The organism is uncultured Azohydromonas sp. (assembly GCF_937926365.1).
GTDB lineage: Bacteria > Pseudomonadota > Gammaproteobacteria > Burkholderiales > Burkholderiaceae_C > Azohydromonas.
On the sequence record NZ_CALAOH010000049.1, the window covers coordinates 1 to 12,085 of the forward strand.

Annotated in this window: 10 protein-coding genes; 6 read left to right on the forward strand and 4 right to left on the reverse strand. The window is 74.4% G+C overall.

Annotated elements, in window-relative coordinates; all coding sequences use genetic code 11:
* Positions 1 to 632, forward strand: a 632-nt coding sequence (locus tag Q0741_RS04865) for an Hpt domain-containing protein (protein WP_298232067.1), incomplete at its 5' end; no start/stop codon positions are given.
* On the opposite strand, the gene Q0741_RS04870 is transcribed toward Q0741_RS04865, so the two are convergent.
* From Q0741_RS04870 to Q0741_RS04880, 3 genes are all read right to left on the reverse strand, one after another.
* Complete coding sequence (locus tag Q0741_RS04870; protein ID WP_298232068.1) at positions 619 to 1,662, reverse strand: zinc-binding dehydrogenase; 1,044 nt, start codon at positions 1,660 to 1,662, stop codon at positions 619 to 621. The two genes, Q0741_RS04865 and Q0741_RS04870, sit on opposite strands and share 14 nt — an antisense overlap.
* Positions 1,663 to 1,729: 67 nt before the next feature.
* Positions 1,730 to 4,135, reverse strand: coding sequence for an EAL domain-containing protein (locus Q0741_RS04875; protein ID WP_298232069.1), 2,406 nt, complete (start codon positions 4,133 to 4,135; stop codon positions 1,730 to 1,732).
* Positions 4,132 to 4,974, reverse strand: a complete 843-nt coding sequence (locus Q0741_RS04880) for a phosphate/phosphite/phosphonate ABC transporter substrate-binding protein (protein ID WP_298232070.1) — start codon at positions 4,972 to 4,974, stop codon at positions 4,132 to 4,134. The genes Q0741_RS04875 and Q0741_RS04880 overlap by 4 nt, the downstream gene beginning before the upstream one ends.
* A gap of 253 nt (positions 4,975 to 5,227) precedes the next feature.
* Between Q0741_RS04880 and Q0741_RS04885 the strand changes: the two genes are divergently transcribed.
* From Q0741_RS04885 to Q0741_RS04905, 5 genes are all read left to right on the forward strand, one after another.
* On the forward strand, positions 5,228 to 5,794 hold the full coding sequence (locus Q0741_RS04885; RefSeq protein WP_298232071.1) for a Spy/CpxP family protein refolding chaperone: 567 nt from the start codon (positions 5,228 to 5,230) through the stop codon (positions 5,792 to 5,794).
* A 46-nt stretch (positions 5,795 to 5,840) separates the two neighbouring features.
* A complete protein-coding gene (locus Q0741_RS04890) occupies positions 5,841 to 6,560 on the forward strand; it encodes a response regulator transcription factor (RefSeq protein WP_298232072.1) in 720 nt (239 codons plus the stop codon).
* A gap of 28 nt (positions 6,561 to 6,588) precedes the next feature.
* Complete coding sequence (locus Q0741_RS04895) at positions 6,589 to 7,887, forward strand: HAMP domain-containing sensor histidine kinase (RefSeq protein WP_298232073.1); 1,299 nt, start codon at positions 6,589 to 6,591, stop codon at positions 7,885 to 7,887.
* Positions 7,881 to 8,303, forward strand: coding sequence for a secondary thiamine-phosphate synthase enzyme YjbQ (locus Q0741_RS04900; protein WP_043458131.1), 423 nt, complete (start codon positions 7,881 to 7,883; stop codon positions 8,301 to 8,303). The genes Q0741_RS04895 and Q0741_RS04900 overlap by 7 nt, the downstream gene beginning before the upstream one ends.
* Positions 8,304 to 8,393: 90 nt before the next feature.
* The gene (locus tag Q0741_RS04905) at positions 8,394 to 9,149 is read left to right on the forward strand and encodes a ZIP family zinc transporter (protein ID WP_298232074.1); all 756 of its coding nucleotides are present in this window, start codon (positions 8,394 to 8,396) and stop codon (positions 9,147 to 9,149) included.
* Positions 9,150 to 9,167: 18 nt separating this feature from the next.
* Here Q0741_RS04905 and Q0741_RS04910 read toward each other — a convergent pair.
* On the reverse strand, positions 9,168 to 12,085 hold a 2,918-nt coding region (locus Q0741_RS04910; protein WP_298232075.1), incomplete at its 5' end, for a tetratricopeptide repeat protein.

A 12,085-nucleotide genomic window follows, 5' to 3' on the forward strand; every position in this document is an offset into this window, starting at 1 on the left:
AGGGCGAGTCCGCACCGCTGCCGGCCGTCGCGGGCCTGGATGCGGCGCGGGCGCTGCGCTACCTCGGCGGCCAGCCCGCGCTCTACCGGCGCGTGCTGCGCCAGTTCCTGCAGCACTACGGCAGCGGCGCGGTGGACGAGGCGCGCGCGCTGCTGGCGGCCGGCGGCGCGGCCGCGCTGGCGGCGCTGGTGCACGCGCTGCGCGGCTCGGCCGAACCCATCGGCGCCGGGGCCCTGGCGCAGAGCGCGCGGGCGCTGGAGCGGGCGTTGGCCGACGGCACCTCGGCGCAGGCCCTGGCGGTGGCGGCCGAGGGGGTGCTGGACGAGCTGCAGACGCTGCTGGAGGACATCCGGCAGGCGCTGGCGCTGGCGCCGCCGGCCGGGCCCGAGAACCACCCGGCCGCCGAGATCGAACCCGGGCAGCTGCGGGAGCTGGCACGGCTGCTGGGCGCGGGCAACTACGCGGCCGTGGCGCGCTGGCGCGACCTGGCCCCCGCGCTGCGCCGGCGTTGCCCCGCCGCCGCGGACGAGATCGAGGCGCGGCTGCTGGCCTTCGACTTCGAGCAGGCGCGGGTGCTGGTGGAGCGGCTGGAGCGGGAGCGCGTGCCCGAGGCCGAGCTCAATCCAGCCTGACGGCGATCTTCCCGAGCTGCGCCCCCGCCTCCAGCCGGTCCAGCGCGGCGTGGAGCCCGTCCAGCGCCCAGGTGGAGTCGATCACGGGCCGGATCGCGCCGCCGGCGCAGGCACGCAGCAGCGCGTCCATCTCGTGCAGGTCGCCCAGCGTGGAGCCCAGGATCTGCAGCTGGCGGATGAACACCCGGCGCAGGTCCGCCGGCGGCTGGTCGCCGCTGGTGGCGCCACAGGTGACGATGCGCCCGCCGCGCGCCACCGCGCGCAGCGCGCTGTCCCACACCGCCGCGCCCACGTTCTCGATCACCACGTCCACGCCGCGCCCGCCCGTGAACGCCAGCACCGCCTTGGCCACGTCCTGGTGCGCGCCGTTGACGGCATGGTCGGCGCCCAGCACCAGCGCGCGCTGCAGCTTGGCGTTGTCGCGCGAGGTGACGATGGCCTTCGCGCCGGCCCACTTCACCAGCTGCAGTGCCGCCAGCGACACCCCGCCGCCGATGCCGAAGATCAGCACCGTCTCCCATGGCTTGAGCCGCGCCTTGTTGAACAGCATGCGCCAAGCGGTGAGGTGGTTCACGCCCAGGGCGGCGGCCTCCTCGAAGCCGAAGCCTTCGGGCATGGGAAAGACGTTGCGCGCGGGCAGGCTGACGAACTGCGCCAGCGTGCCGTCGCGGTGCTCGCCCAGGTAGGACACGCGTGGACACAGCACGCCCTCGCCGCGGGCGCAGAACTCGCAGCGCCCGCAACTGATGGCCGGGTGCAGCAGCACGCGCTGGCCGGGCCGCAGCAGCGTCTCGCCGTCGTCCACCTCCTCCACGACGCCGGCGCCGTCGATGCCCATGACTTGCGGCAGCCGGTGCGTGATGCCCGCGCCGCTGTCGCGCATGTACAGGTCCACGCGGTTGAGCGTGGCGGCGCGCATGCGCACCAGCACCTCGCCCGGCGCGCGCCGCGGCCGTGGCCGCTCGCCGATGCTCACCACCTCGTTGCCGCCGTGGCCGGTGATGAACGCGGCCTTCATCGTCTGCGTCATGTCTGCTCCTCCATCGCCTGGAGCCGCATGATGCCTGCCACGCGGGGCACGCCCGGACCGGCGGCGCTCAAGCCTCCAGCCGCTCCACCACGCAGGCGTGCAGCTCCTGCGGACGGCCGAGGTGGTAGCCCTGGACCTGGTCCACGCCCACGCTGCGCAGCAGCGCCAGCGTCTCCTCGTCCTCGACCATCTCGGCCACGGTGATCTTGTTGAGCCCCTTGGCCACGTCCACGATGGCGCGCACGAACACCAGGTCGTCGCGGTCGCGCGCCAGGTTGCGCACGAACAGGCCGTCGATCTTGAGCACGTCCGCGGGCAGGTGCTTCAGGTACGCGAAGGAGGCGAAGCCGCTGCCGAAGTCGTCCAGGCACACGCGGCAGCCCATGGCGTGCAGCTGCCCGATCAGGCGCTTCGCGTCGCGCAGGTCGCCCACGGCCGCGGTCTCGGTCAGCTCCACCAGCAGCCGGTGCGGCGCCACGCCATGGCGGCGCAGCTCCCGATCGATGTGGCGCGGCAGCGCCGGGTCCTCGAAGGAGCGCCCGGAGATGTTCACCGCCACCGCCGGCAGGCTCGGCACCGCCGCCAGCGCGGCCACGGCGCGGCTGAGCACCCAGAGGTCGATCTCGCGAATGAGCCCGCTGCGCTCGGCATGCGCGATGAACTGCCCCGGCGTGATCAGCCGCGCCGGGTTGGCGTCGTCGCGCAGGCGCAGCAGCAGCTCGTAGTGCTGCAGCGAGCCGTCGCGCGCGTCATGGATGCCCTGGAACAGCGGCACGAAGCGGTCCTGGTCCAGCGCGCGGCGCAGCCGCTCGTTCCAGCCGATGCGCGCGAGCTTCTCGTCGGTCACGTCGCGCTCGCGGTCGTAGAGCCGCCAGCCGTTGCGGCCCGCTTCCTTGGCCTGGTACATGGCGGCATCGGCGCGCGCCACCAGCTCGTCGGCGTTGTCCGCATGCTGGGGAAACAGCCCGATGCCCAGGCTGGAGGTCAGCCGCAGGCTCTGGCCGCGGAAGGCCACCGGCAACCGCGCGACGACCTGCACCACCCGCTGGCACAGCGCCGGCAACATCTCCGGCCCCTCGGGCTCGCAGATCAGCGCGAACTCGTCGCCGCCCAGCCGCGCGAAGAACTCGCTGCGCCGCACCAGCGCGCCCACCTCGGCCGCGACCTGGATCAGCACCTTGTCGCCGGCCTGGTGGCCGAAGCGCTCGTTGATGAGCTTGAACTCGTCCAGGTCGAACATCAGCAGCGCCAGCTGCGTGCCCTGGCGCCCGGCATGCGCCAGCCGCCGCTGCAACTCGTGCTGGAACGAGCGGCGGTTGTACAGCCCCGTGAGCGGGTCGCGCTCGGCCAGATAGACCAGCTGCTGCGAGGTGCGGCGCTCGACCGTGACGTCGTTGAGGATCCACAGCCGCCCGATGGGCTGGCCGTCCTCGTTGCGCACCGGGTGCGCCGTGCGCGTGAGCACCGTGCCGTCGCTCAGCGGCAGCTCCTGGGTGTTGACGCGGCCCTCGCCGGTGGTGAAGCAGTCGTCGGACACGCCGCGCACCGCGGCCAGCGCCGCCAGCGCCTGCACCGCGTGGCCGTCGAGCTCGGCGTCGGCGTCGATGCCCAACAGCCGGCACAGCGCGGGGTTGTGGTAGACGATGCGGTCCTGCTCGTCCACGAACAGGATGCCGATGGTCATGGCCGACAGCAGCGCCGACAACCGCGCGTGCTCCGCGCGCGACTGGGCCAGGTAGCACTCCTGCAGCGCGTGCGCCTCGTGCAGCGCCTGCATGCGCTCGGCGATGGCCGCGGCCATGGTGTTGAACGCGCGCGTGAGCGTGCCCACCTCGTCGCGGCTGTTGACCCGCAGCCGTACGTCGAAGCTGCCTTCGGCGATGCGCTGCGCCGCGCCGGTGAGCCGCTTGAGCGGGCGCGTGAGCCAGCGCCCCACCGCCACCAGCAGGCCCAGCGAGGCCAGGATCGCCCCCGTGCCGATGGCCACGTTCCGCGCCACCAGCTGCTGCGCCGTGTCGCGCAGCGCCTGCAGCGCGATGCCGAAGTGCAGCCGCCCATAGCTCTGGCCGGCCAGCTCGATGGGCATTTCCACGTCGAAGAAGCCGTCGGGCAGGTCCAGCCGCAGCTCGGTGTCCACCGGCGGCAGCCGCCGTGACATGTTCCAGCCCTCGCTGGCGATGGGCTTGCCCTCGCGGTCCAGCAGCACCAGGTAGGCCAGGGCCTGCGCGCTGCGGCTCTCGCGCAGGATCTCCTGCAGCGTGACGATGTCCTGCTGCGCCAGCGGCGCGGCCAGCGCGGCGTTGAGCAGCGGCATGGACTGCTCCACGCGCAGCGCGGCCTGCGCGCGCAGCGCCCCGTCCATGAGCTGCGCGCCGCTGAGCACCAGCAGGCCCAGCACCGCCGCTTCGAGCAGCACGCAGGCCAGGATGATGCGGGCCGCCAGCGAGCCCAGCAGCTCCCGCCAACGACTCAACGCAGGATCTCCAGCTGTGTCCGGAGGTCGTCCACCAGCGGGTCGAGGCTGGCCATGTCGCGCGCGGACACCGGCACCAGCGTGCCGTGGCCCAGCTCCTCCATGAAGCGGCGCCCGGCGTCGGTGCGGTTGGCGAACTCCACCATCAGGCGGCGCAGCGTCTCGACCTGCGGCGCGCGCAGCGCCGGGCTGGCCAGGTACAGCAGCGGCGTGGTGGTGCTCAGCACCGCCAGCGTGCGCACCGGCGCGGAGGCGGCGGCGCCGACCTGCCGCAGCGCGGTGGAGGAGGTGATGGCGGCCACCGCATCGCCGCGGCGCATCGCCGCCAGCGAGTTGGCGTGGCTGTTTGTGGGACGCACCGCCACGTCGCGCCCGGGCACCAGCCCACGCTCGCTCAGCGCGCGCACGCCCGCCAGCGTCAGCGTGGCCAGCGAGTCGGTGGTGGCAATGGTCTGGCCACGCACGCCCGAGACGTCCTGCAGCGCGCTTTCCTTGAGCGTGACCAGCAGCACCTCCAGCGAGTTCCGCGGGCGCAGCAGCGGCGCGTAGCCGGTCTCGTTCTGCGCCATGCGCCCGAAGGCTGGCGAAGTGGCGATCAGGTCGTAGTCGCGCTTGGCGGTCTTGTCGAGGAAGGTCAGGTAGTCCGGCGCCGTCACCAGCCGCACCGGGCGCTGCAGCGAGCGCTCCAGGTACTCCTGCAGCGGCGTGTAGAGCTGCACGATCGCGCGCGCGCTCAGATAGGGAACGACACCCAGCGTCAGCGGACGCTCGCCCGCGGCTCGGGCCGCGGGAGCAAGGGTGAGCACGAAGCCCATCAGAAACGTCAAAAGGGCGCGCATCGGTGTCACCGCCGCTGTGGTTGGAATGGTCCCGGCCCCCAACCTAGGGGGCGGCGCTCAGCCGCGCATTGTCACCGCCCCGGAACAGTGGTAGCGCGACGGAAACCGGTTACCACGTGATACATGACACGACACGCGTCCTGAGCGGCACGTTGCGGCGGCTTCACGTTTCTTTACGCCGTCCACACGGCTGGGCAAAGCGGGGTCTTCAAGCTTCAGGCTCCCCACTACGACAACCGTGGAGCTTTCCCAGATGAACACGCGAACCTTCTCCGCCCTCCGTTCCCTGCCGCGGCTGCGCGCCCGCGGCGCCGCGCTGGCGCTGGTGCTCGGCCTGGCCGGCGCGGCCGGGCTGGTCACGGCCCAGCCCGCCCCTCCGCCGCCGGCCGCTTCCGGCGCGATGCCCGGCGGCCCGATGCACATGCATGGTCATGAGCACGGCCACGGCCCCCGCCATGGCGGCCCGATGGGCGGGCGTTACATGGAGCGCATGCTGGAGCGCGTCAACGCCACCGCCGAGCAACGAACCAAGATCCGCGCCATCTTCGAGGCCGCCGGCAAGGACATGCGCGCCCAGGCCGACACCCGCCGGCAGTTGCGCGAGCAGGGCCTGGCGCTGCTGGCGCAGCCGACCATCGACGCCAACGCCGTGGAAAGCCTGCGCCAGCAGATGCTGGCCCAGCACGACCAGGCCTCGCAGCGCTGGTCCAAGGCGATGGTTGAGGCCGCAAACGTGCTCACGCCGCAGCAGCGCGCGCAACTGGCGGAGGAAATGCGCAAGCGCGGCGAGCGCGGCCATGGGCACGGACCGCGTCGCTGAGGGGGATATGCTCTCGCGCTCCTTGACGAGCCCGAGTTCCCCTGACATGCCCCGACTGCTGCTGATCGACGACGATGCCCGACTGAGTGCCATGGTGGCCGACTACCTGCGCGGAGCCGGCTTCGGCGTCGATACCGCCCCCACGCTGGCCGAGGGGCGCCGGCGGCTGCTGATGGAGAGCTTCGACGCGCTGGTGCTGGACCTGATGCTGCCCGACGGCGACGGCCTGGACCTCACGCGCGAGCTGCGCGCCGATCCGCGCACGCGGCGGCTGCCGCTGCTGATGCTCACCGCGCGCGGCGAGCCGCTGGACCGCATCGTGGGCCTGGAGCTGGGCGCCGATGACTACCTGTCCAAGCCCTTCGAGCCACGCGAGCTGCTGGCGCGCGTGAAGGCGCTGCTGCGCCGCGCCGCGCCGGGCGCGCCCGCGGACGAGACGCTGCGCTTCGGCCGGCTGGAGATCGACATGGGCGCGCGCAAGGCGCGGCTGGACAGCCGCGAGGTCGATCTCACCGCGCACCAGTTCGAGCTGCTGCGCGTGCTGGCCCAGCATGCCGGGCGCGTGATGACGCGCGACCAGATCATGGACGCGCTCAAGGGCCACGCGCAGGAGGCCTTCGACCGCTCGATCGACGTGCACGTCTCGCGCATCCGCGCCCTGATCGAGGACGACCCGCGCAACCCGCGCCGCGTGCTCACCGTGCGCGGCGTGGGCTACCTCTTCGCGCGGCGGCCGGACGAGGCGGGGCAGGAAGAAGGCAAGTGAAGGCCCCGCACCGCGGCGCCGGCGCGCCATGAAATCCCTCTACCTGCGCGTCTGGCTCACCGTCGTGGCCGTGCTGGCGCTGTTCGCGCTGGGCTCGGGATGGTTGTTCCAGCACCAGATGGAGCGCGAGCGCGGGCGCTTCGACGCCGCCGCCAGCGAGCGCCTGGCCGCCTGGGGCGAGCTGCTGCAGCAGGCGCTGCCGCCGCCGCAGGCCCCGGCGGCGCAGCAGGCCGAAACCCTGCGCGAATGGTCCGAGCGCTTGCGCGTGCCGCTGGCGCTGGACGACCCCAAGGGTCGGCGCATCGGCGAGGCCGAGGCCTTCGCGCGCATCAGCACCGGGCCCCAGGCGCGGGTGCTGCCCATCAAGCTCGACGACGGCCGCACGCTGTGGCTGGCGCGCCCGCCGCGCGGGCCGGGCGGGCACCGCGGGCCTCCGCTGCCGCCCGCGCCACCGTGGATCCGCGGCACGGGGCTGGTGGCGGTGCTGGCGCTGCTGTTCGTGGCCGTGGCCGCGGGCGCATACCCGGTGGTGCGGCGCCTGACGCGGCGGCTGGAGGCGCTGCAGGCGGGCGTGGAGCGCTTCGGCAGCGGCGCGCTGGCGCACCGCGTGGACGACAGCGGGCGCGACGAGGTCGCGGCCCTGGCGCGCAGCTTCAACCAGGCGGCCGAACACATCGAAACGCTGTTGCGCTCGCACCAGTCGCTGCTGGCCAACGCCAGCCACGAGCTGCGCTCGCCGCTGGCGCGGCTGAAGATGGCCGTCTCGCTCATGGAGACGGCGCCCCCGGGCCAGCAGGCCGGGCTGCAAGCCGAGATCCACGCCAACATCGCCGAGCTCGACGCGCTGGTGGAGGAAGTGCTGCTGTCCAGCCGGCTGGACGTGCGCCCGGAGCTGGAGCGCCACCCGGTGGACCTGCTGGCGCTGGCGGCCGAGGAAGCGGCGCGCGTGGGCGCGCAGCTGCAGCCGCAGGCCGACGCCGACTTCAGCGTGCAGGGCGAGGAGCGGCTGCTGCGCCGCGCGCTGCGCAACCTGCTGGAGAACGCGCGCCGCTACGGCGGCGAGGAGGTGGTGCTGGAGCTGGGGCGCGGTGCCGATGGCCGCGTGCGCGCCGCCGTGTGCGACCGCGGCCCCGGCGTGCCGCCGGACATGCGCGAGCGCATTTTCGAGCCCTTCTTCCGCCTGCCCGGCCATGCCGAGCAGCAAGGCGGCGTGGGCCTGGGGCTGAGCCTGGTGCGCCAGATCGCGCAGCGCCACGAGGGCAGCGTGCGCTGCGAGCCGCGCGAGGGAGGCGGCAGCTGCTTCGTGCTGGAATTGCCCGCATGCTGAACCAGGCCACCACCACCCTCGCCTTCGACACGCCCGGCCGCGCGCTGCTGGAGATCACGCGCCGCGTGCGCGACTGGACCCAGGCGCAAGGCTTCCAGGAAGGGCTGCTGACGCTCTTCGTGCGCCACACCTCCGCCAGCCTGCTGATCCAGGAGAACGCCGATCCCGAGGTGCAGCGCGACCTGGAGCGCTTTTTCGCCCGCCTGGTGCCCGACGGCGACCCGCTGTTCCGCCACCGCGACGAGGGGCCGGACGACATGCCCGCGCACGTGCGCGGCGCGCTCACGGCAACGCAACTCTCCATTCCGCTGCTGCAGGGGCGGCTGGCGCTGGGCACCTGGCAGGGGATCTACCTCTGGGAGCACCGCCACCGCGCGCACCGGCGCGAGGTGGCGCTGCACCTGCTGGGGCGCTGAGGTTCCAGGGTCATCTCCCAGGCCGCGCCGGCGGCGCACCGGCACCGCGCTTGCCCCAACCCGCCATCGTTTCGCCTCGGGAGAGCCGCCATGCCCCAGTGGTTGCAAGCCGGCCTGTGGGGCCTGCTGGCCGGCGGCGCGCTGCTGCTGGGGGCGTGGATCGGCTACCGCGTGCGCATCCCCGCGCGGCTGGTGGCGGCGGTCATGGCCTTCGGCGCCGGGGTGCTGATCTCGGCCCTCTCCTTCGAGCTCATGGACGAGGCCTTCAAGAGCGGCGGGCTCGACTCCACCGCGCTGGGCTTCGTGGGCGGCGCGACGGTGTACACGGCCGCCAACTACCTGCTCTCGCACCGCGGCGCGCGGCACCGCAAGCGCTCGGGCGGACATCAACCCTCGGAGCAGCAGCACGAGGGCAGCGGGCTGTCCATCGCGCTGGGCGCGCTGCTGGACGGCATTCCCGAATCCATCGTCATCGGGCTGAGCCTGCTCAAGGGCGGCGCGGTGAGCACGGTGGCGGTGGCGGCGATCTTCCTGTCCAACCTGCCCGAAGGGCTGTCCAGCGCCGCGGGCATGAAGAAGGCCGGGCGCGGGCCGGGCTACGTGTACGGCGTGTGGGGCGGCATCGCGCTGGCCTCGGGGCTGGCAGCCGTCGCGGGCTTCGTGCTCTTCGATGGCAGCTCGCCGGAGGTGGTGGCCGCCACCACCGCCATCGCCGCCGGGGCGATCCTGGCCATGCTGGTGGACACCATGATCCCCGAGGCCTTCGAGCAGGCGCACGACTTCGCGGGGCTCATCACCGCGATGGGCTTCCTGGCGGCGTTCGCGTTGAGCAAGTGGGGACATTGAGGTGGCCGGCGCACCGCCTCACCCCGCGCTCCCTTCCAGCCCCTCCAGCAGCAACGCCACTTCCGCCGCCGCCGTGTAGTGCAGCCCCGGCGTGTCGGCCAGGGTGCGGTCGCGGCTGCCGGAGACGATGACCTGCAGCATGCGCACGTACACCCGGTCCTCGGCCGGCAGGCGCGGGTCCGCGGCCAGCTCCTGCAGCACCGCCTCGGCCTGCGCCCGGTCCCCGTCGCGCAGCGCCTGCCCCACGGCCGTGCCCAGCTGCGCGTTGCCGTCGTGGGCTTCGCCACCCGCGCGGCGCCAAGCCAGGTAGGCGGACGCAGCCTCGCGCCGGGCCCGCTCGGCCGCCGCCGCATGGCCCGCGGCCTGCTCGATGGACGCCAGCAGCGCCCAACGCGCCCAGGGTTGGGCCGTGGCGCCGGCTTGCACCGCGTCCTGCAGCGCCGCACTGGCTTCGGCCCGGGCTTCGTCCAGGCGCCCCAGCCGGCGCAGGCAGTCGGCGGCGTTGCCGCGCAGCAGGCTCCGCACCGCCGGGTTGCCGCCGTGCCCGGCGCACTGCTCGCCCTGCCTGAAACAGCCCAGCGCCTCCTCGGCGCGGCCCAGGTGCTCCTCGTACAGCACGCCCAGCTGGTTGAGCGTGAGCGCCTGGCCCAGCGCGTCGTGCAGGCGGGTCTGCCGCTCCAGCGCCTCGCGCCAGGCGGCTTCGGCCTCCACCGGCTGCCCGGCCTTCAGCTGCACCAGACCCACCTGGTAGCAGACGGCCGCCACGGCGCGCGCGTCGCCGAGCTGCTCGAAGCCACGGCGCGCGGCGTCCAGCGCCGCCAGCGCCTCGGCCCAGCGCTCCTGCCGCAAGCACAGATTGCCCAGCTGCCCCTGGCCGATGGCCACCTGCCGCGGGTCCCCCGCCGCCTGCGCCGCCTGGATGCTTGACCGGTACGCCTGCGCCGCCTCGTCCAGCCGGCCCAGCTCGCACAGGCCCTCGCCGCGCTCGGCCCAGCAGGCGGCGGCCAGGCGATGGTCCGAAGGCGCCCTGGCCAGGCGCGCGCAAGCCTCCTCCAGCAGCGGCAAGCCCTCCCGCGTCCGCTTCAAGGCCCGCGCCGCCTGGGCCCCGAGCAGGCACACCCGCGCCAGCTCCACGCCGGCATCGGGCTGTACCCCGGCCGCGCGTGCCTGCCCCAGCAGCAGGCACGCCGCGTCCAGCGCCTCGGCGCCACGACCGCCGACCACCAGCCCCTCGATGCGCGCGCGTTCGGCACCCAGCCGCGCGGCATCCCAGCTCAGGCCAGCCTGGGCCTGGGCCTGGGCCTGGGCCTGGGACTCGGGCCGGGCCCGGCCCAGCGCGGCATCGCGCCACAGGAGCAGCTGCGCCAGCAGCCCCGGCCGGCGCAGCGGGCGCAGCAGCGCGATGAGCAGGTTGGCGACGTCCACCACCGCGGCCGGCGGCGCGCCGCGCTCGGCGGCCTCCAGCATCGCCAGCCAATCCGGCAGCGCCAGCAGCGTGAGGGCGGTGGCGCGCTGGGGGTGCTCGCGCTGCTGGCGCAGCAGCACGCCGGCGTGCTCGCTCAGGGCCGCCCCCCACAGCGGCAGCAGCGCCTCGCGCTCGGCCTCGTCCAGCCGGGCGCGCAGGGCCGGCACCAGCGCCGGCAGGAGCAGCACATGGCCGAAGGAGGCATGCGTGGCGAGCCCGGCATCGCTCAACTGGGCCACCAGCGCCGCGACCTCCCCCGCCGTCCAGCCCATCAGCGACTGCAGCACCTCGGGGTGGAAGCCGCCGTGGAACATGCCGAGCACGCGCGCCCGCTCCAGGACATCGGGCGGCAGCCGCTCCAGGCACAGCTCCAGGCCGGCCAGCATCGGCGCCTCGCCGCTACCGGGAAAGCACTCTTCGGCAACGGCCAGCTTGTGCAGGACCTGGGCGCTCGCGATCTGCGGCCCCCACAGCAGCAAGGTGGGCGCGAGCTGGCCCAACAGCCACGCATGCCCGCGCGCGGCCCGCACCAGCGCCTCGACGGCCTCGTGCGAGGCGTCCACGACGGCGCCGCCCGCTTCCCGCTGGAGCAGGCGCGCCAGCAGCTGCAGCCCCGAGTCCACGTCCAGCCCCCGCAGCTCCAGCCGCTGCAGCGGGTCGTCGAAGGGCGCGGCCAGCGCGGCGCGGCTGGTCAGCAGCAGCCGGGTACCGGGCTGGCGCAGCAGCCGCCGGCACAGCGACAGGATCGCCCCCGCCGCCTCCTCGGCCGCGCGCGCCAGCGGCGCGCCCGGCAGCGCGGAGGGCTGCAGCGCTTCCATCTGGTCCAGCACCAGCAGCGTGGGCGCCTGCGCCAGCGTCCGCTCGACCTCCTGCCGCGCCTGCGTCAGGTCGAGGAAACGGGCCAGCTCGAAGCCCGGCGCCAGCTGCCGGCCGAGCCGCTCCAGCACGTCGGCGGCGCTGTCATGGACGGCAACGGTGACGAAGGCGGCGCGCTGCATCCGGCCGCAACGCAGCATCCACGCCGCGAATTCCGCCGCCAGCGCGGTCTTGCCCACGCCGGCCGGGCCGTTCAGCACGGCATGGCGCCCGGCGTGCAGCAGGCGCTGCAGCGCCAGCAGCTCGGGGCCGCGGCCGACGAAGCCGGCCGCCGGCGCGTCCGGCACCTCGCCCAACCGCTGTCGCAGCCCGTCGCGCCAATCCTGCAGGCTCCCCGGCGCCACCGGAGCCTGGCACAGCCGCAGCCCGTCCCGCTGCAGGAACAGCATGGGGACGAACCAGTCGTCCAGCAGCCCTTGCCCGGCCTCGCCGGCCGCCCAGGCCTCGCGCTGGAGCGCGGCGCACCCCGCCCTCAGGGCCTCGCGCACCGGGTCGCCGTGGCACAGCGCGCCGAAGAAGGTTTCGGCCAGGGCGCGGGCGCCGCGCCCCGGCAGCCGGTGCCGCATCGCCACCACGGTGGGCACCCCGGCCCGCA

Excerpts from the sequence above, each read along its gene's own strand:
- Q0741_RS04870 (WP_298232068.1), bottom strand. The coding sequence starts at position 1,662 with ATGACGCAGACGATGAAGGCCGCGTTCATCACCGGCCACGGCGGCAAC.
- Q0741_RS04880 (WP_298232070.1), bottom strand. The coding sequence starts at position 4,974 with ATGCGCGCCCTTTTGACGTTTCTGATGGGCTTCGTGCTCACCCTTGCT.
- Q0741_RS04885 (WP_298232071.1), top strand. The coding sequence starts at position 5,228 with ATGAACACGCGAACCTTCTCCGCCCTCCGTTCCCTGCCGCGGCTGCGC.
- Q0741_RS04890 (WP_298232072.1), top strand. The coding sequence starts at position 5,841 with ATGCCCCGACTGCTGCTGATCGACGACGATGCCCGACTGAGTGCCATG.
- Q0741_RS04895 (WP_298232073.1), top strand. The coding sequence starts at position 6,589 with ATGAAATCCCTCTACCTGCGCGTCTGGCTCACCGTCGTGGCCGTGCTG.
- Q0741_RS04900 (WP_043458131.1), top strand. The coding sequence starts at position 7,881 with ATGCTGAACCAGGCCACCACCACCCTCGCCTTCGACACGCCCGGCCGC.
- Q0741_RS04905 (WP_298232074.1), top strand. The coding sequence starts at position 8,394 with ATGCCCCAGTGGTTGCAAGCCGGCCTGTGGGGCCTGCTGGCCGGCGGC.